This is a genomic window from Amycolatopsis sp. NPDC000009, assembly GCF_055563465.1.
The window spans coordinates 136,323-159,227 of record NZ_JBVHDI010000005.1; the positions used below are offsets into that span (position 1 = coordinate 136,323).

The 22,905-nt window shown below is 70.4% G+C and carries 18 protein-coding genes; 9 read left to right on the forward strand and 9 right to left on the reverse strand.

Annotated elements, in window-relative coordinates; translation table 11 throughout:
- Positions 1-5 precede the first annotated feature (5 nt).
- On the reverse strand, positions 6-635 hold the full coding sequence (locus ACZ3HL_RS16655; protein ID WP_465531825.1) for a YigZ family protein: 630 nt from the start codon (positions 633-635) through the stop codon (positions 6-8).
- A gap of 551 nt (positions 636-1,186) precedes the next feature.
- Between ACZ3HL_RS16655 and gltB the strand changes: the two genes are divergently transcribed.
- From gltB to ACZ3HL_RS16675, 4 genes are all read left to right on the forward strand, one after another.
- Entirely contained in the window at positions 1,187-5,725 is a 4,539-nt protein-coding gene (gene gltB / locus ACZ3HL_RS16660; RefSeq protein ID WP_465531826.1) for a glutamate synthase large subunit, read from the forward strand.
- Positions 5,718-7,169, forward strand: coding sequence for a glutamate synthase subunit beta (locus ACZ3HL_RS16665; protein ID WP_465421800.1), 1,452 nt, complete (start codon positions 5,718-5,720; stop codon positions 7,167-7,169). Before gltB ends, ACZ3HL_RS16665 begins: the two co-directional genes overlap by 8 nt.
- 414 nt (positions 7,170-7,583) lie before the next feature.
- On the forward strand, positions 7,584-8,996 hold the full coding sequence (locus ACZ3HL_RS16670) for a Dyp-type peroxidase (protein WP_465531828.1): 1,413 nt from the start codon (positions 7,584-7,586) through the stop codon (positions 8,994-8,996).
- A 254-nt stretch (positions 8,997-9,250) separates the two neighbouring features.
- Complete coding sequence (locus tag ACZ3HL_RS16675) at positions 9,251-10,036, forward strand: DeoR/GlpR family DNA-binding transcription regulator (protein WP_465421804.1); 786 nt, start codon at positions 9,251-9,253, stop codon at positions 10,034-10,036.
- Here ACZ3HL_RS16675 and ACZ3HL_RS16680 read toward each other — a convergent pair.
- Positions 10,026-10,919 (reverse strand): ROK family protein, encoded by an 894-nt coding sequence (locus tag ACZ3HL_RS16680; protein ID WP_465532233.1) that lies wholly within the window; start codon positions 10,917-10,919, stop codon positions 10,026-10,028. The two genes, ACZ3HL_RS16675 and ACZ3HL_RS16680, sit on opposite strands and share 11 nt — an antisense overlap.
- Positions 10,920-11,121: 202 nt before the next feature.
- On the opposite strand from ACZ3HL_RS16680, the gene ACZ3HL_RS16685 reads away from it, so the two are divergent.
- A complete protein-coding gene (locus ACZ3HL_RS16685; RefSeq protein ID WP_034312940.1) occupies positions 11,122-11,328 on the forward strand; it encodes a CbtB domain-containing protein in 207 nt (68 codons plus the stop codon).
- Between the two features lie 14 nt (positions 11,329-11,342).
- Positions 11,343-12,092 carry a CbtA family protein gene (locus ACZ3HL_RS16690; RefSeq protein ID WP_465531830.1) on the forward strand — a complete coding sequence of 250 codons (750 nt, stop codon included), beginning with the start codon at positions 11,343-11,345 and terminating at the stop codon, positions 12,090-12,092.
- Positions 12,093-12,155: 63 nt separating this feature from the next.
- On the opposite strand, the gene ACZ3HL_RS16695 is transcribed toward ACZ3HL_RS16690, so the two are convergent.
- Positions 12,156-13,616, reverse strand: coding sequence for a cobyric acid synthase (locus ACZ3HL_RS16695; RefSeq protein WP_465531832.1), 1,461 nt, complete (start codon positions 13,614-13,616; stop codon positions 12,156-12,158).
- Positions 13,613-14,545, reverse strand: a complete 933-nt coding sequence (locus ACZ3HL_RS16700) for a cobalamin biosynthesis protein (protein ID WP_465531834.1) — start codon at positions 14,543-14,545, stop codon at positions 13,613-13,615. Before ACZ3HL_RS16700 ends, ACZ3HL_RS16695 begins: the two co-directional genes overlap by 4 nt.
- A 36-nt stretch (positions 14,546-14,581) precedes the next feature.
- On the opposite strand from ACZ3HL_RS16700, the gene ACZ3HL_RS16705 reads away from it, so the two are divergent.
- From ACZ3HL_RS16705 to ACZ3HL_RS16715, 3 genes are read left to right on the forward strand one after another with little or no spacing between them, the layout of a single operon-like run.
- Complete coding sequence (locus ACZ3HL_RS16705) at positions 14,582-15,187, forward strand: bifunctional adenosylcobinamide kinase/adenosylcobinamide-phosphate guanylyltransferase (RefSeq protein WP_465421813.1); 606 nt, start codon at positions 14,582-14,584, stop codon at positions 15,185-15,187.
- Between the two features lie 9 nt (positions 15,188-15,196).
- Positions 15,197-16,210: a nicotinate-nucleotide--dimethylbenzimidazole phosphoribosyltransferase gene (cobT, locus tag ACZ3HL_RS16710; RefSeq protein WP_465421815.1), complete on the forward strand. Its 1,014-nt coding sequence runs from the start codon at positions 15,197-15,199 to the stop codon at positions 16,208-16,210.
- Complete coding sequence (locus ACZ3HL_RS16715; protein WP_465531836.1) at positions 16,207-16,953, forward strand: adenosylcobinamide-GDP ribazoletransferase; 747 nt, start codon at positions 16,207-16,209, stop codon at positions 16,951-16,953. Before cobT ends, ACZ3HL_RS16715 begins: the two co-directional genes overlap by 4 nt.
- 257 nt (positions 16,954-17,210) lie before the next feature.
- On the opposite strand, the gene ACZ3HL_RS16720 is transcribed toward ACZ3HL_RS16715, so the two are convergent.
- The 5 genes from ACZ3HL_RS16720 to ACZ3HL_RS16740 all read right to left on the reverse strand — a co-directional run bounded on the left by ACZ3HL_RS16720 (position 17,211) and on the right by ACZ3HL_RS16740 (position 22,903).
- Positions 17,211-17,831: a hypothetical protein gene (locus ACZ3HL_RS16720; protein ID WP_465531838.1), complete on the reverse strand. Its 621-nt coding sequence runs from the start codon at positions 17,829-17,831 to the stop codon at positions 17,211-17,213.
- Positions 17,832-17,963: 132 nt separating this feature from the next.
- The gene (gene cobC, locus ACZ3HL_RS16725; RefSeq protein WP_465531840.1) at positions 17,964-19,010 is read right to left on the reverse strand and encodes an Rv2231c family pyridoxal phosphate-dependent protein CobC; all 1,047 of its coding nucleotides are present in this window, start codon (positions 19,008-19,010) and stop codon (positions 17,964-17,966) included.
- A complete protein-coding gene (locus ACZ3HL_RS16730) occupies positions 19,003-20,337 on the reverse strand; it encodes a cobyrinate a,c-diamide synthase (protein ID WP_465531842.1) in 1,335 nt (444 codons plus the stop codon). Before ACZ3HL_RS16730 ends, cobC begins: the two co-directional genes overlap by 8 nt.
- Positions 20,331-20,945, reverse strand: a complete 615-nt coding sequence (gene cobO / locus ACZ3HL_RS16735; protein WP_465531844.1) for a cob(I)yrinic acid a,c-diamide adenosyltransferase — start codon at positions 20,943-20,945, stop codon at positions 20,331-20,333. The genes ACZ3HL_RS16730 and cobO overlap by 7 nt, the downstream gene beginning before the upstream one ends.
- Complete coding sequence (locus tag ACZ3HL_RS16740) at positions 20,945-22,903, reverse strand: putative cobaltochelatase (RefSeq protein ID WP_465531846.1); 1,959 nt, start codon at positions 22,901-22,903, stop codon at positions 20,945-20,947. The genes cobO and ACZ3HL_RS16740 overlap by 1 nt, the downstream gene beginning before the upstream one ends.
- Positions 22,904-22,905 lie beyond the last annotated feature (2 nt).

Below are 22,905 nucleotides of genomic sequence, written 5' to 3' on the forward strand. Positions count from 1 at the left end.
ACCACTCACGAGGCGGGCAGCCAGGTTTCGCCGATTTCCTCGGCGAGCGCCTCCCCGCCGGTGAGGTCGGCGAGCCAGGCGTGGAACGCGGGGCCCTGGTCGGGCGCGAGCCCGACGTCGAAGTGCGCGACGTCTTCGAAGCGGGCCGCGTGCAGGAGGTACGGCGACGAGCGGATGTCGTTCTCCAGCCGTCCGGCCCGGTCGTAGTCGACGACGACCTCCACCAGCCGCAGCCGCCGGTACTCCCGGACACCGAGGACGTCGACGGCCTCCGAGACGGCCTGCCCGTACGCGCGGATCAGGCCGCCGGCCCCGAGCAGGACCCCGCCGAAGTAGCGGGTCACCACCGCGACCGTGTCGGTCAGCTCCCGGCGGCGGAGCACCTCGAGCATCGGGGTGCCCGCCGTGCCCGCGGGCTCACCGTCGTCGCTGGAACGTTGAGTGCGCCCGTCGGCGCCCAACACGAACGCGTGACAGTGGTGCCGGGCCGCCGGATCGGCCTTCTTCCTGGCGGCGATCACCTCACGGGCGGCCTCTTCCGAGGTGACCGGCGCGAGCGCGCACAGGAAGCGCGACCGCCGGATTTCGATCTCGTGGACCCCGGTGCCCGCCACGGTGAGATAACGATCCGCCATCGGCCAAGCCTCTCAAACCGGACGGGACGCTCTGCCGTTCGGGCGATTCGGCGGTCACCCCCGGTCACCGCAACACCGGGGAAACCCACTCTTTCGCGCGACCCAGGTCACACTTTCAGACTAGGTGAGCGATCGTTTACGCAGGTCAGCGAGCCGATGCCCCACTCAGTGGACGTCGCATTCCAGCCAGTGGGCAGATGATGTTTGAAGTCAACGCCCGCGTGGCATTTCCCACCCCGACCAAGCGACGTATGTCGATAACAGCGATTTCACACTATCGTCATAAGACCGGCGAACCCGGGAGTAACACGTGTACCCGTCAGCCGCCCACCACAGTGGCCAGACGGCACCCACGTGCACAGCAGTACCGATATGCGCATCGGCCGCCCAGTGCAGTGCGGCTTTACGAGGCCTGCCCCCGTTTCCGCGGGCGGGATCGTTCCCTCTCGACTGACCATCGCGGTCCCGGACCACTCCGTTAACTGGTTCACGCACGAACCACCCGAACGGAGTGGTACCGGTCGCGCCGACGCCTTGGGAGGCGGCCAGCCGTGACCCACCATGCCAGCTACAAGGGCAGCAAGGCCCCCGAAGGCCTGTACGACCCGGAGTTCGAGCACGACGCCTGCGGTGTCGCGTTCGTCGCCGATCTCTCCGGTAAACGCGATCACGGCATCGTCGCCAAAGCGCTGATCGCGCTGCGGAACCTGGAACATCGCGGGGCCCGCGGCGCCGACCCGGAGACCGGCGACGGCGCCGGGATCCTCATCCAGGTCCCCGACGAGTTCTATCGCGAGGTCGTCGGCTTCGACCTTCCCGAGCCCGGCGCGTACGCCGTCGGCACGGCTTTCCTTCCGCAGGACGAAAACGCCCGCGGCCGGGCGATGACGACCATCGAGCGCGTCGCCGCCGAAGAGGGCATGCGCGTGCTCGGCTGGCGTGACCTCCCGGTCCACACCGAACACGTCGGCACCGGCGCGGCCGAGACCATGCCCTACTTCAGCCAGTTGTTCCTTGCGGGCAACGACCCGCTGGAGGGGCTCGCGCTGGAGCGCGCCGCCTTCGTCGTGCGCAAACGCGCCGAGCACGAGCTCGTCGAGGACGACGTGTACTTCCCCAGCCTGTCCTCGCGCACCATCGTCTACAAAGGAATGCTCACCGAGCCGCAGGTCGAGAAGTTCTTCGCCGACCTCACCGACGAGCGCGTCACCAGCGCCATCGGCCTGGTGCACTCCCGCTTCTCCACCAACACCTTCCCGTCGTGGCCGCTGGCGCACCCGTACCGGTACGTCGCCCACAACGGCGAGATCAACACCCTGCGCGGCAACCGGAACTGGATGGACGCACGTGAGGCGCTGCTCGAATCCGACCTGATCCCCGGTGACCTCAAGCGGATCTACCCGATCATCACCCGCGGCGCGAGCGACTCGGCCTCCTTCGATGAGGTGCTGGAGCTGCTCCACCTCGGCGGACGGCCGCTGCCGCACGCGGTGCTGATGATGATCCCGGAGGCATGGGAGAACCATCAGGAGATGGACCCCGCGCGCCGCGCGTTCTACGAGTTCCACTCGACGCTGATGGAACCGTGGGACGGCCCCGCGCTGGTCTCCTTCACCGACGGCACCCAGATCGGCGCGGTGCTCGACCGCAACGGCCTGCGCCCTGCCCGGTACTGGGTCACCGAAGACGGCCTCGTCGTCCTCGCCAGCGAGGTCGGCGTGCTGGAGCTGGAGCAGTCCACGATTGTCCGGAAAGGACGGTTGGAGCCGGGCCGCATGTTCCTCGTGGACACGGCCGCCGGCCGGATCGTCGAGGACGAGGAGATCAAGGACCGCCTCGCCACCGAGCATCCGTACGACGAATGGGTCGAGGACGGGCTGCTTCCGCTCGACGGGCTTCCCGAGCGGGAGCGTGAGATCCCGCCGCACGCCGCGCTCGTGCGCCGCCAGCAGGCTTTCGGCTACACCGAAGAGGAACTCGACGTCCTGCTCCAGCCGATGGCCCGCACCGGCGCGGAGCCGATCGGCTCGATGGGCAACGACTCCCCCATCGCGTCGCTGTCCAGTCGCCCGCGGCTGATCTTCGACTACTTCATCCAGCTCTTCGCCCAGGTGACCAACCCGCCGCTGGACGCGATCCGCGAGGAACTGGTCACCTCGCTGGGCACCCAGCTGGGCGCGGAGCCGAACCTCCTGCAGGCCGACGCCAAGTCGTGCCGCCGGATCGTGCTGCCGTTCCCGGTGCTGGACAACGACGAGTTCGCGAAGCTGGTGCACGTCAACGACGACGGCGACCTGCCCGAGTTCCAGGCGGTCACCGTGCACGGCACCTACGACGTCCACGGTGGCGGCGAGGCGCTCGTACGACGGCTCGACGAGATCCGGGCCGAGGTGTCCGCGGCCATCGCCGAGGGCGCGCGGCTGATCGTGCTGTCCGACCGCGGGATCGACGAAGACCACGCGGGCATCCCGTCGCTGTTGCTCACCGGCGCGGTGCACCACCACCTGGTGCGCGAGAAGACCCGCACGCAGGTCGGCCTCATCGTCGAGGCCGGCGACGCGCGCGAGGTCCACCACATCGCGCTGCTGATCGGCTACGGCGTCGCGGCGGTGAACCCGTACCTGGCGATGGCGACCGTCGAGGAGATGGCCGACCAGGGCCTGATCCCCGGCGTCACCGCGAAGCAGGCGACCGCGAACCTGATCAAGGCGCTGGGCAAGGGCGTCCGCAAGACGATGTCGAAGATGGGAGTGTCCACAGTGGCCTCCTACACCGGCGCGCAGATCTTCGAGGCGGTCGGGCTCGGCGACGAGGTCATCCAGAACTGCTTCACCGGCACCACTTCCCGGCTCGGCGGCGTCGGCTTCGACACGCTCGCGCTGGAAGTCGCCGAGCGGCACCGCCGGGCGTTCCCGCACGACGGGTTCCGCGCGAACCACCGCGAGCTGGAGACCGGTTCGGACTACCAGTGGCGCCGCGAGGGCGAACCGCATCTGTTCAACCCGCAGACGGTGTTCAAGCTGCAGCACTCCACCCGTGCCGGGAAGTACGAGGTCTTCAAGGAGTACACGAAGGCCGTCGACGACCAGGCGCAGAAGCTGTACACGCTGCGCGGGCTGTTCGACTTCAAGATCGGGCAGCGGCCTGCCGTGCCGATCGAGGAGGTCGAGCCGGTCTCCGAGATCGTCAAGCGGTTCGCCACCGGCGCGATCTCCTACGGCTCGATTTCGGCGGAGATGCACGAAACCCTGGCCATCGCGATGAACCGGCTCGGCGGCAAGTCGAACACCGGTGAGGGCGGCGAGGATCCGGAGCGGCTCTACGACCCCGAGCGCCGCAGCGCGGTGAAGCAGGTCGCGAGCGGCCGGTTCGGCGTCACGAGCGAGTACCTGGTCAACGCCGACGACATCCAGATCAAGATGGCGCAGGGCGCGAAGCCCGGCGAGGGCGGCCAGCTGCCCGGCGCGAAGGTGTACCCGTGGATCGCGAAGACGCGGCACTCCACGGCGGGTGTCGGGCTGATCTCGCCGCCGCCGCACCACGACATCTACTCGATCGAGGATCTCGCCCAGCTGATCCACGACCTGAAGAACGCCAACCCGGCCGCGCGTATCCACGTGAAGCTCGTGTCCGAGGTCGGCGTCGGCACGGTCGCGGCCGGTGTCTCCAAGGCGCACGCGGACGTCGTCCTCATCTCCGGGCACGACGGCGGCACGGGCGCTTCGCCGCTGTCGTCGATCAAGCACGCGGGCGGCCCCTGGGAACTCGGGCTCGCCGAGACGCAGCAGACGCTGCTGGCCAACCGGCTGCGGGACCGCATCGTCGTGCAGACCGACGGCCAGCTCAAGACCGGCCGCGACGTCGTCATCGCCGCGCTCCTCGGTGCCGAGGAGTTCGGTTTCGCGACCGCGCCGCTGGTGGTGTCCGGCTGCGTCATGATGCGGGTGTGTCACCTCGACACCTGCCCGGTCGGCGTCGCGACGCAGAACCCCAAGCTGCGTGAGAAGTTCAGCGGCAAGGCGGAGTACGTGGTGAACTTTTTCGAGTTCATCGCCCAGGAGGTCCGGGAGTACCTGGCGGAACTGGGTTTCCGGTCCATCGCCGAGGCCGTCGGCCACGCGGAGATGCTCGACAAGCGCAAGGCGATCGACCACTGGAAGGCCGCCGGGCTCGACCTGTCGCCGATCTTCCACGTGCCCGACTCGGCCCCGGCCGGCCTGCGGCACCAGCAGACGGTGCAGGACCACGGGCTGGAGAAGGCGCTCGACAACACGCTGATCCAGCTCGCCGAGGGCGCACTGTCGTCCGGGGACAAGGTGCGGCTGGAGCTGCCGGTCCGCAACGTGAACCGGACCGTCGGCACCATGCTCGGCCACGAACTCACCAAGCGGTGGGGCGGCGAAGGCCTGCCGGACAACACGATCGACGTCACCTTCACCGGGACCGCCGGTCAGTCGTTCGGCGCGTTCGTGCCCAAGGGCATCACGCTGCGGCTCTACGGCGACGGCAACGACTACGTCGGCAAGGGCCTCTCCGGTGGACGGCTCGTCGTGCGGCCGCCGAAGGTGGCGCGGTACAACGCCGAAGAGCACATCATCGCGGGCAACGTGATCGGCTACGGCGCGACCAGCGGCGAGATCTTCATCCGCGGCAAGGTCGGCGAGCGGTTCTGCGTGCGCAACTCGGGCGCGCTGGCCGTCGTCGAAGGCGTCGGCGACCACGGCTGCGAGTACATGACCGGTGGCCGTGTCGTCGTGCTCGGCGGCGTGGGCCGTAACTTCGCGGCCGGTATGTCGGGCGGCGTCGCCTACGTGCTGGACCTGCCAGGGCACCGGATCAACCCGGAGATGGTCGACGTCGACCCGTTGGATTCGTCCGACGTGGACTTCCTGCGTGAGGCGCTCGAAAAGCATTACGACGAAACGGAATCCGCGGTCGCGCGGGTGCTGCTCGCCGACTGGGACGCCGCCGTCGACCGGTTCGGCAAGGTCATGCCGAAGGACTACAAGCGCGTGCTCGCGGCTCAGGCTGAGGCCGAGCGGGACGGGCGTGACGTGAACGAGGCGATCATGGAGGCCGCACATGGCTGACCCCAAGGGCTTTCTGACCACCACTCGCGAGACGCCCAAGAGCCGTCCCGTCGACCTGCGCCTGATGGACTGGCGCGAGGTGTACGAGGACTTCGCGACGTCGAAGCTGCAGAAGCAGGCCGGGCGCTGCATGGACTGCGGTATCCCGTTCTGTCACCAGGGCTGCCCGCTCGGGAACCTCATCCCCGAGTGGAACACGCTGACCTGGCGTGACGATTGGCGCGACGCGGCCGAGCGGCTGCACGCGACCAACAATTTCCCGGAGTTCACCGGGACCCTCTGCCCGGCGCCGTGCGAGACGGCGTGTGTGCTCGGGATCAACGACGATCCCGTCACCATCAAGCGGGTCGAGATCTCGATCATCGACCGGGCCTTCGAAGAAGGCTGGGTCACGCCGGAAACGCCGGTCGTCAAGACCGGCAAGAAGGTGGCGGTGGTCGGATCCGGCCCGTCGGGACTCGCCGCGGCGCAGCAGCTCACGCGCGCGGGCCACAGCGTCGTGGTCTTCGAGCGGGCCGACAAGATCGGCGGGCTGCTGCGCTACGGCATCCCCGAATTCAAGATGGAGAAGCACCGTCTCGACCGCCGTCTGGACCAGATGCGGGCCGAGGGCACGGAATTCCGGACTTCGGTGAACGTCGGCGTCGACCTCACCGTCGAGGAGCTTCAGTCGTCCTACGACGCCGTGGTCCTCGCCGGTGGCGCGACGGCGTGGCGCGACCTGCCGATCCCCGGCCGCGAGCACGACGGTATCCATCAGGCGATGGAGTTCCTGCCGCACGCCAACCGGGTCGCCGCCGGCGAGCTGGACGTCTCGCCGATCAGCGCCGAGGGCCTCGACGTCGTGGTCATCGGCGGTGGCGACACCGGCGCGGACTGCGTCGGGACCTCGCACCGGCAGGGCGCGAAGTCGGTGACGCAGCTGGAGATCATGCCGAAGCCGCCGCTTTCGCGGTCGGACGCGCACCCGTGGCCGACGTACCCGATGATCTACCGCGTCTCGTCCGCGCACGAAGAGGGTGGCGAGCGGCTGTACTCGGTCAACACCCAGGAGTTCGTCGCGGACGCCGATGGGCGTGTGCGCGCGCTGAAACTGGTCGAGGTGCGCAACGAGGGCGGCAAGTTCGTCCCCGTTCCCGGAACGGAACGCGAACTGCCCGCGCAGCTGGTGCTGCTCGCGATGGGCTTCGTCGGCCCGGAGCGGGAGGGCCTGCTGGAGTCGCTCGACGTCGAACTGGACCAGCGCGGCAACGTCGCCCGCGACAAGTCCTTCAAGACCAGCGTCGACAACGTGTTCGTGGCGGGCGACATGGGCCGCGGCCAGTCGCTCATCGTGTGGGCGATCGCCGAAGGCCGCTCGGCCGCGGCCGGGGTGGACGCGTTCCTCACCGGGCGGGACGTGCTGCCCGCCCCGATCGCGCCGACCGACCGGCCCCTCACCTAGGCGTCTTGAGCGCGTGAAGGCCCCCTTCCCTCGGCTGAGCCGAGGGAAGGGGGCCTTCACGCGCGTTTGCCCTCCGCACGTATCGGAAGGCATGTCCCCAATGTGGCATTGGGGACACCGAGCCTCGGGAGCCCTGCCACCACCCCACCCCGCCCTTGCTCGCTCGTCCGCCTCGCCGCTCTCCCTGTCGCATTTAAGTCCTCTGGATGCGGTAGTTGCGCGTGCAACCACCGCAAGCAGAGGACTAAACGCGGGGCGTAACCGGAGCGCTGGTCCTTTCGAGTGAAAGAACCGCCGGAAGAGTGTACTTGCGGGTGATGACGGCGAGCTTTCGGTATCGGTTGTATCAAGGAGTAAGACCTGTGCGGCGGCGGGGGCCGTCGGACAGGGTTCCCAAGGAGGGGGTTCCTTGATATGTCCGTCGATCTGACCATGCCCTTGGAATGGAAGACCGCGACCGGCGACGCCGCGAAGATGCTCGAAGAACTACAGCCGAACATCCTCAAAGCACACGCTCGCGACCATTTTTCCGCACTGTTCCTCCGTTTTTCGGAGGCCCCGGGAGCGATGAAGTTCCTCGCGTCGCTCGTCCCGCTGATGAAGTCCGCGAAGACCCACCTGACCGAGGTCGAGCGCTTCAAAACCGAAGGGGTGAAGGGGACGCCCTACGTCGGCACCGGGCTCACCGCCGCGGGCTACCGGTTCCTGGAAATCGAGGTGCCACAAGACGAATCGTTCCGTCTCGGCATGGGCGCGCAGGAGACCCGCGAGAAGCTGAACGACCCGCCGCGCTCCACGTTCGACAGTGGATACCACGACGAGATCCACGCGGTGGTCATCGTCGGCGACGCCGAGGACGCTCCGATGACCGCACGCCGTAACGAGGTTCTGGCGCTGATTCCGTCGACGGTTTCCGTCGTCGCCGAGGAAACCGGATTCGGCCGGGTGAACGCCAACGGAGACGGGATCGAGCATTTCGGCTATGTCGACGGCCGGAGCCAGCCGCTCTTCCTGGTCGAGGACGTCGACGCGGAAAAGACGGAATCGGACGGCATCAACGTCTGGGATCCGGCCGCTCCGCTGAACCAGGTGCTCGTCCCTGATCACGCCGCCCCCGATCCCGGGGTACATTTCGGCAGCTACTTCGTTTTCCGCAAATTGGAACAGAACGTCCGGCGATTCAAGCAGTCGGAGGAGGCGCTGGCGGATCAATTGGGGCTCGTCGGCGAAGACCGGGAACGGGCGGGCGCGATGATCGTCGGCCGTTTCGAGGACGGCACCCCGCTGACCGCGCAACGGGAAGAGGGCGCGGAAAGTCCGGTACCGAACAACTTCGACTACGGAAATGACGCCGCCGGCGCCAAATGTCCTTTCCAGGCCCACATCCGGAAGACGAACCCGCGCGGCAGCGGAGGCGCGGAACCGCCGCCGCAGGAACGTCTGCATCTGATGGCGCGGCGGGGCGTGCCCTACGGCGAACGAGCCGACGACCCGAACGCCGACCTGCCGCCGTCGGCCCGGCCCAGCGGCGGCGTCGGACTGCTGTTCATGGCGTTCAATTCGGTGCTGGGCAACCAGTTCGAGTTCACCCAGGCGACCTGGTCGAACAACCCCGGGTTCCCGTTCCCGCCCGTGGGGGTCAAGCCGCCGGGCCTCGACCCGATCATCGGCCAGGGTCCGCGGCCGGAATCCGTCTACACCACGGAATGGGCGGGCTCGCGCACGGTGACCGCGGATCCGATCCCGCAGGCGGTGACGCTGAAGGGCGGGGACTACTTCTTCATGCCGTCGCTCGCCTTCCTGCGCGGGCTCGGCGGAAAGGGCTGATCGAACGGCGAATATCCGCTGAACGTCACCGGAACGGGGGTAAATCCGATATCGATCCGGAGTCGGCGGAGATAGCCTGCGAAACGGGCCGGTCCTGGGCGTGCCGGCCACCGGGCGGACGCCGGTCACACTGGGGGTGGCCGGCGCCCGCCCAATTCCCTTTCTCCCCGGCGTCCCGAACCCGCCCCTTTCGCGACGCGTAGTACTTTGTCCGGTGCGATAAGCGACATCGGGCTTCGGGGAGGGAGCTGGGGATGAATCGGCATGAACGACTCACGGCCTTATTGGACATGGTGGGGGAGCGGGAAAAAGTCGACGTCGAGGTTTCGGCAGGCGAACTCGGTGTCTCCCCCGCGACGATCCGCCGGGACCTCGATCATTTAGCGGGCCGCAATCTCGTGGTCCGCACCCGCGGCGGCGCCGTCGCGAGCAACGTCGCCTACGACCTTCCGTTGCGGCACAAGGCGGCGCGCAACGCGCCCGAACAGCAACGGATTTCGGCCGCCGCGGCCAGAATGGTCGACCCCGGCATGGTGGTCGGCCTCAACGGCGGCACCATGAGCACCGAAGTGGGCCGCGCGCTCGCGACCCGGCCGGACATGGGCGAGCCGACCGGCGGGCCGTCGCTCACCGTGGTGACGAACGCGCTCAACATCGCCCACGAACTCGCCGTGCGGCCCAATATCAAGATCGTGGTGACCGGCGGGGTCGCGCGGCAGCAGTCGTTCGACCTGTCCGGGCCGCTGTCACAGCTGTTCCTCGACCAGATCTCGCTGGATCTGGTGTTCCTGGGGGTGGACGCCTTCGACCCGGTGCACGGCGCGCAGGCGCATCACGAGGGCGACGCGAGCACGAACCGGCTGATGGCGGCCCGCGCCCGGCAGGTCGTCGTACTCGCCGACAGCGGGAAACTCGGCGGCCACGCCTTCGCGAAGATCTGCGCGACCACCGACGTCGACGTCCTCGTCACCGATGGCCGCGCGGATCCGGAGCGGGTGCACGCCTTCGAGGAGGAAGGCGTGCGGGTGGTCACCGCGTGAGGCGGTCCAGCGCCAGTAGCGCCGCGCCGAGCCTGCCGGCCTCGTCGCCGAGCTGCGCGATCCGCAGTTCGGGCATCCGCTGGAATTGCAGGTTCGCCGCCAGCCACCCCCGCACGGGTTCGAGGACGTAGTCGCCCGCGGTGAACAGACCGCCGCCGAGGACGACGACTTCGGGTGCCAGCAACGTGACCAGGGTCTTGATGCCGTGGCCGAGCCCTTCGAGCGCGTCGTTGACCACGGAGATCGCGGCCTCGTCACCCTGCCGGGCGGCGTCGACCACCTGCTCGGCGCCGTCCGCGGGCCTGCCGGTGTGCTCGCTGTAGCGGCGGGCGATGGCCGACGCGGAGGAGATCGCCTCGAGGCACCCGGTCGCGCCGCAACCGCACGGCAGCCGGTGGCCGACGTCGATATGCCCGATTTCACCGCCTTGGCCCCCCGCGGCGTACAGCTTCCCGTCGAGCTGGAGCGCGGCCGCGATCCCGGTGCCGACGGGGATGAAGGCGGCGTCGGCGCAGCCCTTGCCCGCGCCGACGCGGAACTCCGCGAGCCCACCCGCGCGGACGTCGTGCCCGAACGCGAACGGCAACCCGAGCCTGCTGTCGAGCATTTCGCCGAACGGCACGTTCCGGAAGTCGAGATTCGCCGAGAACCGGGCCACTCGCCCGACCTCGTCGACGATGCCGGGGATGACCACCCCGACGGCGTCCGGCGTCCCGGTCCCCGCCTGCTTGCCCAGCGTTTCCACGATCCGCGCGACCTGGTCCGCGAGCGCCTCGCCGTCCGCTCCGCGCGCCGTCGGCTCGCGCAGGCTGGCGAGGTCTTTCAGGTCCGCGTCGTACAGGGCCGCCTTGATGGACGTGCCGCCGACATCGAGTGCCGCCACCGCAGGTGTCATACCCACGATTGTCACATTGACCGGACACTTCGTGGCGACCTACGCTCGACCGGCCAGACGACGGCACCCGGAACGCGGTGAGAATCCGCGCGGTCGCGCCACTGTGACCCCGAGCCATCGGGGAAGCCAGACCCGGAGCCGTCGTGACAACCCCTGAAGAGGCCGCGCTAGCCCGAGGAGGTCCACCGCCATGTCCGAAGCGGTAGCCGCAGTACCCGTCCCCGTCCGGATCCCCGTCCGCGAGATCCTGCCCTGGGCGGTGCTCGTCATCCTCCTTTCGCTGATCACGCTGTACTTCGTCAGCGCCGAGCAGGGTGCGGTTTCGGTGTTCGCGAACTCGTACGTCCACGAGTTCGTCCACGACGGCCGGCACCTGCTGGCCTTCCCGTGCCACTAGGCGGCACGCGCCCCATGATGAGGACCTTGCTGGTCCGCGGCATGCTCGCGGGCCTGGTCGCCGGTGTCCTGGCGACCCTTTTCGCGTACTTCTTCGGCGAGCCTTCGGTCGATGCCGCCATCGGTCTCGAAGGCTCCGCCGCTCATTCGCACAGCGCTCCGGGAGCCCACGAACACGCTCCTGAGGAGGAAGAGCTCGTCACACGCGGCGTGCAGAGCACCGTGGGCCTGCTGACCGGCGTCGGCCTGTACGGGGTCGCCGTCGGCGGGCTGTTCTCGCTCGCGTTCGCCTTCGTCTACGGGCGCCTCGGCACCCTGCGGCCGCGGGTGACCGCCGCGCTGCTCGCCGGTGGCGCCTTCGTGGTCGTGTTCCTGGTGCCGTTCCTGAAGTACCCGGGGAATCCGCCCGCGGTCGGCCAAGCGGGCACGATCGGGAGCCGGACTTCGCTGTACTTCGGGTTCGTCGCGCTTTCGATGCTGGTCGGCATCCTCGCGGCGGCGTTCGGCCGGAAGCTGGCCGACAAGCTCGGCGCCTGGCGCGGCGGCCTGATCGCCGCGGCCGGGTACGTCGTGCTGATCGGGGTGGCGGCGGCGCTGCTGCCGACGATCGACGAAGTCCCCGACGGGTTCCCGGGTTCCACGCTGTGGTCCTTCCGGCTCGCCTCGGTCGGCACGCAGGTGGTGCTCTGGACCGCGCTCGGCCTGGCCTTCGGCGCTCTGGCCGAAAAGGCACTGGGGCGTAAAGACACCGTGCGGGTCAGCTAGGCATTTAGTCCTCTGGATGCGGTAGTTGCGTGCGCAAGGACCGCATCCAGAGGACTAAATGCGTCAGGGGACGCCAGGCGGCACGAAAGGCAGAGAGCCGTCGGGACCGTCCTCGATCAGGCGCAGGAGCCGGGCGGTGTCGACGTGCTCCTCGACGGCGTCGGCGAGCCGATCCAGCATGCTCTCCCGCAGCGCGCCGAACCCGGGCGCTCCGGCGGTGGGTGACCAGTCCGCCACCTCGCCCAGCCAGGCACGGCGGAACCCGTCGTTCTCGAACGCCCCGTGCCACATCGTGCCCCATACCGCGCCCCGCCGGTATCCGTCCAAAAAGGACTCGGCGGGGCCGGTGGCGGTCACGGTGCCGTGGTGGATTTCGTATGCCTCCACCGGTTGCCCCCGCCACTCACCCGATGGCCGGGCCAGCACCTTGCCGGGGCCGAACGACACCCGGGTCGGCAGCAGGCCGAGGCCGGGGACCGTTCCCGCGCCGGATTCGACGTCGTCCTCGATCTCGGCGGCCAGCATCTGATAACCGCCGCAGATCCCCAGCACCGGACGCCCCGCCCCGGCCCGCGCGAGTACGGCGTCCGCCAGGCCGCGCTCACGCAGCCAAGCCAGGTCGTCCACGGTCGCGCGGGAACCCGGCAGGATCACCACGTCGGCGGAAAGGACCGTGTCCGGATCGGCGGTCAGCGCGACCGAGACCCCGGGCTCGGCGGCGAGCGCGTCGACGTCGGTCGCGTTGGAGGCACGCGGAAAACGCACGACGGCGACCCGGAGCGACCCGCCGGAAGCGCCCCAGCCCGCGGCGGCGAGCGCGTCCTCCGAGTCGATCCACACCTGGTCGAGCCAGGGCAGCACGCCGAAGACCTCGCGGCCGGTGAGCTTCTCCAACGTCTCCAGCCCCGGCCGCAGCAGACCCACGTCACCGCGGAACTTGTTGACCAGCCAGCCCGAAACCAGCGCCTGGTCTTCGGCGGACAGCAGGGCGAGGGTGCCGAACATCGCGGCCATGACGCCGCCGCGGTCGATGTCGCCGACGACGACCACGGGCAGGCCGAAGCGCCGCGCCAGCCCCATGTTGACGTAGTCGCCTTCGCGCAGGTTGATCTCGGCCGGGCTGCCCGCGCCCTCGCACAGCACGACGTCGAAGCGTCGTCGCAACGACGAGAACGTGTCGAAGGCGATCTCGGCGAGCCCGGCCCTGCCCGTGGCGTACTCCCCCGCTTCCAGCGTGCCGAACGGTTTCCCGAGTGCGACGACGTGACTGCGGCGATCGCTGCCGGGTTTCAGCAGTACCGGGTTCATCGCGGCTTCGGGTTCGGCCCGGGCCGCCCGCGCCTGGAGCCATTGCGCGCGGCCGATCTCGGCGCCGTCCGCACAAACCATCGAGTTGTTCGACATGTTCTGGGACTTGAACGGCGCGACCCGCACGCCCCGGCGCGCGAGCCAGCGGCACAGCGCGGCGGTGACCAGGCTCTTGCCCGCGTCCGACGTCGTCCCCGCGACGAGCAGCCCGCTCACCGCGTGACCGCCACCGCGACGGCGAGCGCGGCGAGCCCGACCGCCCTCGACAGCCGGACCGCGCGGCGCACGTCCACCGGTTCCGGCTCGCGGCCGTCACCGAGGACGCCGCGGCGTTCGGCGCGTCCGCCGTAACTGTTCGTCCCGCCCAGCTTGATCCCGAGCGCGCCGGCGAAAGCGGCCTCGACCTGGCCCGCGTTGGGGCTCGGGTGGTGCTTCCCGTCGCGGCGCCAGATCCGGAACGCGGGTTTGGCGAAGCCGCCGGCCAGTGGTGCCGACGCCACCGTGAGCGCCGCGCCGACCCGGGACGGCACCAGATTCGCCAGGTCGTCGGTCCGCGCCGACGCCCAGCCGAAGTTGGCGTACTTCGGGGACCGGTAGCCCACCATCGCGTCGAGCGTGTTGAGCGCGCGGTAACCGAGCAGGCCGGGGATCCCGGCGACCGCGCCCCACAGCAGCGGCGCGACGACCGCGTCCGAGGTGTTCTCGGCGATGGACTCGGTGGTCGCCCGCGCGAGTTGTTCGGTGTCGAGCCCGGTGGCGTCGCGGGCGCACAGATGCGAGAGCCGCCGCCGCGCGGCGGGCAGATCGCCGTCGTCGAGCAACCGGGCCATGCGGGTGCCCTCGGCCGCGAGCCCCTTGCCGCCCAGAACCACCCAGGTGGAGGCCGCGGTGAGCGCGAACCGCGCGAACGGGCGCTTGCGGCTCCAGAACTGGGCCGCGACCCCCAATCCGGTGACGGTGCCCGCGCAGACCGCGGTGTACGCCGCGCCCCGCACCTTCGAATCGGCGTAAACCCGCTGTTCGAGGGCTTGCGCGGCCCGGCCGAAGCCCGCGACCGGGTGCCTCCGGCGTGGATCTCCGAACACGGCGTCGACGACGTAACCGGTCACGAGTCCGGCTGCGGTGGCGGCTTGTCGGAGTGGCACGTGGCGAACGGTAGCGCGTGCACGAGAATGCGGGGTATGACCAAGCTGACGCATCGCCTCGCGAAGGTCCTGGAGACCCTCGCGCGCGCACTTCGCCGCTACTCGCGCGACGACGGCAAGGTGCTGATACTGGGCGGCGTCCGCTCTGGGAAGTCACACCACGCCGAGCGGCTCGCGTCCCGCCACCCGCACCTGACCTACGTCGCGCCCGGGCTGCCGCCGAGCGCCGAAGACCCCGAATGGGCCGCCCGGGTGGCCGCGCACCGCGCACGGCGGCCGGCCAACTGGAAGACGGTGGAGACCACCGACCTGGCCACGGTGCTGCGCACGGCGACGCATCCGCTGCTCATCGACTGCCTCGGCACGTGGATCAGCCGGGTGCTCGACGAGGTCGGCGCCTGGGAGCAGCGCAAGGGCTGGGAGCGGCGGCTCGACGACCGGCTGGAGGATTTCCTGGCGGCGTGGGCGCAGGCGGACGTGCCGGTGATCGCGGTCAGCAACGAGGTCGGCAGCGGTGTGGTGCCCGCGACGGTGTCCGGACGCGTGTTCCGTGATGTGCTGGGCGCGCTGAACAACCGGGTGTCCGCCGTGTCCGACCGGACCGTGCTGGTCGTCGCCGGACGGATGCTCGACCTGCCCTGAGGAGTCCCCATGCGTATCGCCACCCCGGACGCCGCCGCCGAAGCCGCCGCGCGCGCCAGACTGGACGGACTGGTCAAACCGCTGGGTTCCCTCGGGCGGCTCGAAGATCTGGCCGCGTGGCTCAGCGCCGCGCACGGCGTCGTCCCGCCGCGGCCGCTCGACGACGTCCGTGTGGTCGTCTTCGCCGGGGACCACGGGGTTTCCGGGATGTCGGCGTATCCGCGCGAGGTCACCGCGGCGATGGTGCGGGTGTTCCTGGCCGGGAAGAGCGGTGTCAGCGTGCTGGCCGGGCTGGCCGGGGCGAAGGTGCGGGTGTGCGACATCGCGGTGGACTGGGACGGCGCGGACGTGCCGGCCGAGGTCACCGCGCACAAGGTCCGGCGGGGTTCCGGTGCGATCGACGTCGAGGACGCGCTCGCCGAGGGCGAGGCGCGGACGGCGTTCGAGCACGGGCTGGCGATCGCGGACGAGGAGATCGACGGCGGCGCGGATCTGCTCATCCCCGGCGACATGGGGATCGGCAACACGACGATCTGCGCGGCCGTGGTCGCCTCGGTACTCGGTCTTTTCCCGGAAGACGTCGTCGGTACGGGCACCGGGATCGACGCGGACGGGCGCGCGCGGAAGCTCGCGGTCGTCGAGGCCGCGTTGATCAGGGCCGGTGCGGTGAAAGACCCCTTCACCCTGCTGACCGCGCTCGGCAGTGCTTGTCTCGCCGCGACGGCGGGCTTTCTCGTACAGGCGGCGGTTCGCGGGGTGCCGGTGCTGCTCGACGGCGTCTTCTCCGGGGCCGCGGCGCTCGTCGCACGTGAGATCGCGCCGGGGGCCGAGCGGTGGTGGCTGGCCGGGCATCGGTCGACCGAGCCGTCGCAGGCGTTCGCGTTGAAGGCGCTCGGGCTGGAGCCGATCCTCGACCTCGGGCTGCGGCTCGGCGAGGGCAGCGGCGCCGTGCAGGCGGTGCCGACGCTGCGGGCGGCGCGGGCGATCCTCGCGGACATGGGCCTGCTGGCGGATCTGGCTTGATCGCCGACGCGCTGAAGATGGCCGTCGGCACCTTGACCACCGTCCGGGTGCCGGCGCCGGGGCTGATCGACCGGCGGGTGGCGGGCGGCGCGATGGTGCTCGGCCCGCTGGCCGTCGTGCCTCTCGCGGCCGTCGCCTCGGTGATCGTCTTCCTGGGTGAGTCGATCGGCCTGCCCGCGTTCGCGTCGGCGGCGCTCGCGCTGGGCGCGGTGGCGCTGGGCAGCCGCGGGCTCCATCTGGACGGGCTCGCCGACACGGCCGACGGGCTCGGTGCTTCGTACGACCGCGCGAAGGCGCTGGAGGTCATGCGGCGCGGGGATTCGGGGCCGACCGGAATCGCGACCCTGGTGCTGACGCTGCTGGTGCAGGTCGGCGCGCTGGCCGGGGCGATCGCGGCCGGGCACGGGGTCGCGGCGGCCGCCGTCGCGGTCGTCGCCGGCCGCGGGGTGCTCTCGCTGTGCTGCGCGCGCGGCGTCCCCTCGGCCCGGCCGGAAGGGCTGGGCGCGACCGTCGCCGGTTCGGTGCCGGTGTGGGCGGCGGTGGTCGTGTTCGCCGTGCTCGCGGGCGCGGCGGCGCTGGCACTCCCGTGGTGGCAAGGGCTCGCCGCCGTGGCGCTGGGATATCTGGCCGCGGCGGCGTTGCTGGCGCGGTGTGTTCAGCGGCTGGGCGGGGTCACCGGAGACGTGCTCGGGGGTTGCGTCGAGGTCGCCGTCGCGGGGATCTTGCTGGCCTTGTCGTTCTGAGCCTTGGGTGACTGAAGGGGACTTTCCCCTCGTCTCAGGCGGTGACCGAAGAGGGGTCCGCAGGGCTGATCACGACCCAAACCATCCACAAAGGACACCAGAGCTCAATCGCTGCCCGATTTGGGCGCTTTGAGCGCGGGTCGTGAGTGGCAATGATCGTTCTAACCGTCTTTACCACTCACGACCCCACGCGGAACTGCGCGTAAAGGCGTAAATCGGGCGTCCGATCGACGCGCGCCGGGTCGGACTTACCCGCCCTAATCGCCCTTGTCACTCACGAGCTTCTCGTCGATCTCAGGCAGCCAGAAGCACAGCTCGAACGTCTTCATCGCGGCCCACAGCCCGAGCTTCCGCCCCTGCGACACCAACGTGAGCGACGCGAACAACAGCAGTACCGCGATCACGGCGGCGGCGAACGGGTGCTTGCCGGCGAAGATCTCGACGATCGCGGCGACCGCGCCGAACAGCAACGGCGGCGCGCAGTTGCGCACCATGAGCCCGGACGCGCGCAGCCGCGTGACGTCGGCCGCGACCTCCTTGTCGTGCAGTTGCAACGCGCACAGCAGGAGATGGGTGTTCTCCTTGAGGAACGCGCGGTCCCTGGCCGCGGGCATCCGGCGGACGAACTCCTCGGAGGCGTTCCTGCTCCGCCGTCGCGGCAAGATCCGCTCCATCGCTTCGCCGAGCGGGTAGGCCAAATAGCCCAGCAGGAAGCTCAGCACCACGATCACGACGACCAGCACCACAGTGGGCACGCCGCCGATGCTCGCCGCGGTCAGGATGTGGAGTTTCGCCCCGAGGTAGCCGAAGAACGCGACGTACAGCGCGCCGGGGATGGTGTAGGCGAAGAGATCGAAGACGCCGATCACGAAGTTCACTCGCCCATCCAACCACTTCGGGTGCCCGGATGGCGGCGAGTGGCGATTCCGGCCCGCCGGCAGGGTTCGCCGCCGGACCGAAAGCGCGACTCGCGTGCTTGGAGCCGTAACTCGCGTGCTTGGAAGCCGAACTCACGAGTTACGGCTCTGAGCACGTGAGTGCGGTGTCGTCACGGTCGAACCAGCCAGCGCCGCCAGGAACCCGTCCACCGTCTCCCGGTCCCGCACCGCGATCCGCAGGTACCGCGCGTCCAGCCCCGGGAAGGTGTCGCCACGCCGGACGGCGAACCCGCGCTCCCGCAACCGTTCCCGGACGTGGTCGGCGCCCGGCAGCCGGACGAGCACGAACGGTCCCCGAGGCTCGCCGAGCACCTCGACGCCCAGCGCGGTCAGGCCCGAAACCAGGTACTCCCGGTCCGCTTCCGCCGCCACGGCCAGCTTTTCGGCTTCCTCCAGCGCGGCCGGACGGCAGCACGCCACCACGGCGACGGCGGCGAGGGACGACACCGACCACGGCGGCTGCACCGCGCGCAGACTGTCCACAACGGACTCGTCCGCCAGCACGTACCCCGCGCGCAGGCCGGCGATCCCCCAGGTCTTCGTCAGGCTGCGAAGAACGACGAAACCCGGTTGTCCCGCAACGCTTTCGGTCTCGCCGGGGACGGCGTCGAGGAATGCCTCGTCGACGACGACCAGCCGGCCGGGGCGCCCCAGCGCGAGCAGGTCCGCGGCCGGGTGCAGTACGGAAGTCGGGTTCGTGGGGTTCCCGACGAAGACCAGATCGGCTTCTTCCGGGACGCCGGCCAGACGGAAACCATCGTCGGGCGACAACACCACCCGGTGCACGGGATGACCGGCCGCGCGCAGAGCGGCCTCCGGTTCGGTGAACTGCGGATGCACGACGACGGCGTGAGCTGGCCGCAAAGCCGTGGCCAGCAACGTGAAGGCCTCGGCCGCGCCGGAGGTCACCAAGACTTGGGACTCGGGCAGCGAATGCCGGGCAGCGACCGCGCCCGTGGCGGCGGTGACGTCCGGATAGGCGGCCAGCTCGTCCAGGGCCGCCGCCAGTTCGGCACGCAGCCAGGCGGGTGGCGCCGGGAGGCGGACGTTGACCGCCAGATCGACGAGTCCTTCACCGACCTCGCGATCGCCGTGATGCCAGAGGTCGTAGTCAGCCATGGGCGTGCACCGCGGCGGCGAACCGTTCGGCGAGTTCGGGGTAGCCCGCCCAATGGACGTGCAGATACGACGCGTGCAGGGACGCCGACGCGAAACCGTCGGGGGTGCGATCCCAGCCCCAGGCCGGGGTCGGGCCGCTGCCGGGTTCGATGATCGTGCGGTGGAATTCGTGCCCGGTGACGCGTTGCCCTGCGACGGCGAGCACGCTGTCCGCGGGCGCGAAAGCCTTGCGGTAGCCGAGTTTCCCGCGTTTGGTCATGGTGGCCGACGCTTCGAGGACGCCGGTCATCGGCGTCCCGTCGATGTCCTGGCACAGGTACAGCAGCCCGGCGCATTCCGCCACGACGGGCATACCGTCGCCGACGGCCCGCGCGACCGCGGTCCGCAGCGGGGCGTTCGCCGACAGTTCTTCGGCGTGCACTTCGGGGAAACCGCCGCCGAAGTACAGCCCGGCGCAGCCTTCGGGAAGTTCCTTGTCCTGCAACGGATCCACATCGACGACGTCGACACCGGCGGCGGCGAGCAGTTCGACGGCCTCGGTGTAGCGGAAGGTGAACGCGGGGCCCGCCGCCGCGGCGACCACCGTACGGCGGCCGTCATGGGCGAACGGAGGCCGCCAAGGCTCCCCCGAAAGCCGCGAAGCCGACCGCGCGACCTGCACGATCGCGCCGAGGTCCACGCCCTCGCTGATCCACGCGGCCAGCTCCGGCAGCAGCCGCGCCGACTCGCTCGCCCGTTCCGCCGCCGGGACCAGGCCGAGGTGACGGCTGGGCGCGTGGATCTCTTCGTTGCGGTACAACGTTCCCAGCAGCGGGACGCCGGTCGCTTCCAGCGCGGTGACGATCTCGTCGGCGTGCCGCTGCGAGCCCAGCTTGTTCAGGATGACCCCGGCCAGCCGGACGCGCGTGTCGTACTGCGCGAACCCGAGGACCGTCGCGGCGACACTGCGCGACGCCGCCGACGCGTCCACGACGAGCACCACCGGCGCGTCCAGCAGCCGGGCCACATGCGCCGTCGACGCGTACCCCTCGGTGCCGAGCGCCCCGTCGAACAGGCCCATCACGCCTTCGATGACCGCGATGTCGGCACCGGCGGAACCGTGCCGCAGCAACGGGATCAGCCGATCCTCACCCTGGAGGAACGGGTCGAGGTTGCGCGGCGGCCGTCCGGTGGCCAGCGCGTGGTAGCTCGGGTCGATGAAGTCGGGGCCCACCTTGTGCCCGGAGACCTCGAGACCCCGCGCCCGCAACGCCGCCATCAGGCCCGCGGCGATCGTGGTCTTGCCGTGCCCGGAGCCGGGCGCGGCGATGACCACGCGGTTCACCATTCGATGCCTCGCTGGCCCTTTTGCCCGGCGTCCATCGGATGCTTGACCTTCGTCATCTCGGTGACCAGGTCCGCCGCCTCGATCAGCTCCGGCGGCGCGTACCGGCCGGTGATCACCACGTGCTGGTGGCCGGGGCGCTCCGTCAGCGTCGAGACGACGTCGTCCACTTCGAGCCAGCCCCATTTGAGCAGGTAACTGAACTCGTCGAGGACGTAGAAGTCGTGGGTCTCGGCGGCGAGACGGCGTTTGATCTCGGCCCAGCCCTCACGGGCGTTCTCCGCGTGGTCCTCCTCGGAACCGGACTTCCGCGCCCAGCTCCAGCCTTCGCCCATCTTGTGCCACTCGACCGCGCCGCCCTGGCCGGTGTCGTCGTGCAGCTGGCCCAGCGCGCGGAACGCGGCTTCCTCGCCGACGCGCCACTTCGCCGACTTGACGAACTGGAACACGCCGATCGACCAGCCCTGGTTCCACGCGCGCAGCGCCATCCCGAACGCTGCAGTGGACTTGCCCTTCATCTCGCCGGTGTGCACGGCGAGCAGCGGGCGATTGCGCCGCTGACGCGTGGTGAGCCCGTCGTTCGGCACGGTTTCCGGCTTGCCCTGTGGCATTACGCCGCCCTTCCCGAAATCCGTGTGCGCACGGCACCGGCCAACGTGTCCGCGGCGACCTCGGCGACCGGAACGTGTTCCGCGCCAAGGTGTTCCGCCAGTTCGGCGGCGAGCCCGAGCCGCATTTTCCCGCTCTCGCAGTCCATCACGACCGAGGTCACGTTCCCGGCCAGTAACCCGGCAGCCTGCCGCGCGCGCTGGACGGCGTCGGCGCCGCTGGTCGCGCGGCCGTCGGTGACGACGACGAGCAGCGGACGCCGCAACGGATCACGGACCGCTTCGATGCGCAGAACCCTTGCCGCTTCGAGAAGTCCTTCGGCCAGCGGCGTGCGGCCACCGGTGGCGAGACCGTCCAGACGGGACGCCGCGGCGTCGACACTGATCGTGGGCGGGAGCGCGAGTTCGGCGCCGGAAGCGCGGAAGGTCACCAGGCCCACCTTGTCGCGGCGCTGGTACGCGTCGAGCAGCAGCGACAGCACGGCCGTCTTGACCTCGCGCATCCGCTGCCGCGCGCCCATCGAGCCGGACGCGTCGACGCAGAACAGCACCAGGTTGCCTTCGCGGCCTTCCCGCCGCGCGAACCGCAGATCCTGGGGCCGCACCACGAGTCCGGCGCCGCTGCGGCCGCGGGACCGCTGATGCGGCGCGGCCGCGCGCACGGTCGCGAGCAGATGCGGATGCCCGTCCTTGGTCCCGGCGGGCTGGACGCCGATGGTCCGCCCGTTGTCGGTGATCGCCCGCGACCGCCGCCCGGCGGCACCCTCACCGGTGCCCTTCACCTCGAAACGCCTGGCACGAAAGGCTTCCCCGGCACCGACCGGCTTCTGGTCGCCGCCGCTCCGGCCGCCACCCGACGGCTCCTGGCTTCCGCCCTCCGACGGCGGAGCCTCACCGCCTTCAGGAGGGGCACCGGAACCGGGACCGTCGTCGTCGGGACCGGGGCCTTCGGGCTCGGCGTCCTGGAGCGCCTGTTCCAGCTGCTCCTCGGAGATCCCGGGCGCGTCGAAAGGATTGCGGCGACGGCGGTGCGGCAGCGCGAGCCGGGCCGCGACCCGGACGTCGTCGGTGGTCACCTCGGTGCGCCCGGCCCAGGCGGCGTGCGCGACCGCGGTCCGCGCGGTGACGATGTCCGCGCGCATCCCGTCGACCTCGAAGGACGCGCAGACCTCGGCGATCTGCCGCAGCGCGTCGTCGGGGAGTTTGACCGACGGCAGAAGTCGTTGTGCCGCCTCGATGTCCGCGGCGAGTTCGGCGTCAGCCGCGGCGTACTGGCCGGCGAAACCGTCGGGATCCGCCTCGTAGGCGAGCCGCCGCCGGACGACCTCGACGCGCAGTTCGGGATCCCGACTGGACGCGACCTCCACGGTGAGCCCGAACCGGTCCAGCAGCTGCGGCCGCAGTTCGCCTTCCTCGGGGTTCATCGTGCCGATGAGGACGAACCGGGCCGCGTGCGACACCGAGACACCCTCGCGCTCGACGGTCGCACGGCCCATGGCGGCGGCGTCGAGCAGCGTGTCGACCAGGTGGTCGTGCAGGAGGTTGACCTCGTCCACGTACAGCAGCCCGCGATGCGCGGCCGCGAGCAGACCGGGCTGGAAGTCGGTGACCCCATCGGCGAGCGCGCGCTCCAGGTTCAGCGAACCGATCACGCGGTCTTCGGCCGCGCCGACCGGCAGCTCCACGAGCCGCGCGGGACGGCGGTGCGCGGGCGAGCCTTCGGCGTGCGGACCATCGGGGCAGGCCGGATCGGGCTCGACGGGGTCGCAGGAGAACCGGCACGCGTCCACCACGTCGACGCCGGGCAGCAGACCGGCCAGCGCGCGCACCATCGTCGACTTCGCCGTGCCCTTCTCCCCGCGCACCAGCACTCCGCCGACGGCGGGCGAGATCGAGGAAAGCACCAGCGCCAGGCGCAGATCCGGCATCCCCACAACGGCGGTGAACGGGTACGGCTTCACAG

Excerpts from the sequence above, each read along its gene's own strand:
- ACZ3HL_RS16655 (WP_465531825.1), bottom strand. The coding sequence starts at position 635 with ATGGCGGATCGTTATCTCACCGTGGCGGGCACCGGGGTCCACGAGATC.
- ACZ3HL_RS16665 (WP_465421800.1), top strand. The coding sequence starts at position 5,718 with ATGGCTGACCCCAAGGGCTTTCTGACCACCACTCGCGAGACGCCCAAG.
- ACZ3HL_RS16670 (WP_465531828.1), top strand. The coding sequence starts at position 7,584 with ATGTCCGTCGATCTGACCATGCCCTTGGAATGGAAGACCGCGACCGGC.
- ACZ3HL_RS16675 (WP_465421804.1), top strand. The coding sequence starts at position 9,251 with ATGAATCGGCATGAACGACTCACGGCCTTATTGGACATGGTGGGGGAG.
- ACZ3HL_RS16685 (WP_034312940.1), top strand. The coding sequence starts at position 11,122 with ATGTCCGAAGCGGTAGCCGCAGTACCCGTCCCCGTCCGGATCCCCGTC.
- ACZ3HL_RS16690 (WP_465531830.1), top strand. The coding sequence starts at position 11,343 with ATGATGAGGACCTTGCTGGTCCGCGGCATGCTCGCGGGCCTGGTCGCC.
- ACZ3HL_RS16705 (WP_465421813.1), top strand. The coding sequence starts at position 14,582 with ATGACCAAGCTGACGCATCGCCTCGCGAAGGTCCTGGAGACCCTCGCG.
- cobT (WP_465421815.1), top strand. The coding sequence starts at position 15,197 with ATGCGTATCGCCACCCCGGACGCCGCCGCCGAAGCCGCCGCGCGCGCC.
- cobC (WP_465531840.1), bottom strand. The coding sequence starts at position 19,010 with ATGGCTGACTACGACCTCTGGCATCACGGCGATCGCGAGGTCGGTGAA.
- ACZ3HL_RS16730 (WP_465531842.1), bottom strand. The coding sequence starts at position 20,337 with ATGGTGAACCGCGTGGTCATCGCCGCGCCCGGCTCCGGGCACGGCAAG.
- cobO (WP_465531844.1), bottom strand. The coding sequence starts at position 20,945 with ATGCCACAGGGCAAGCCGGAAACCGTGCCGAACGACGGGCTCACCACG.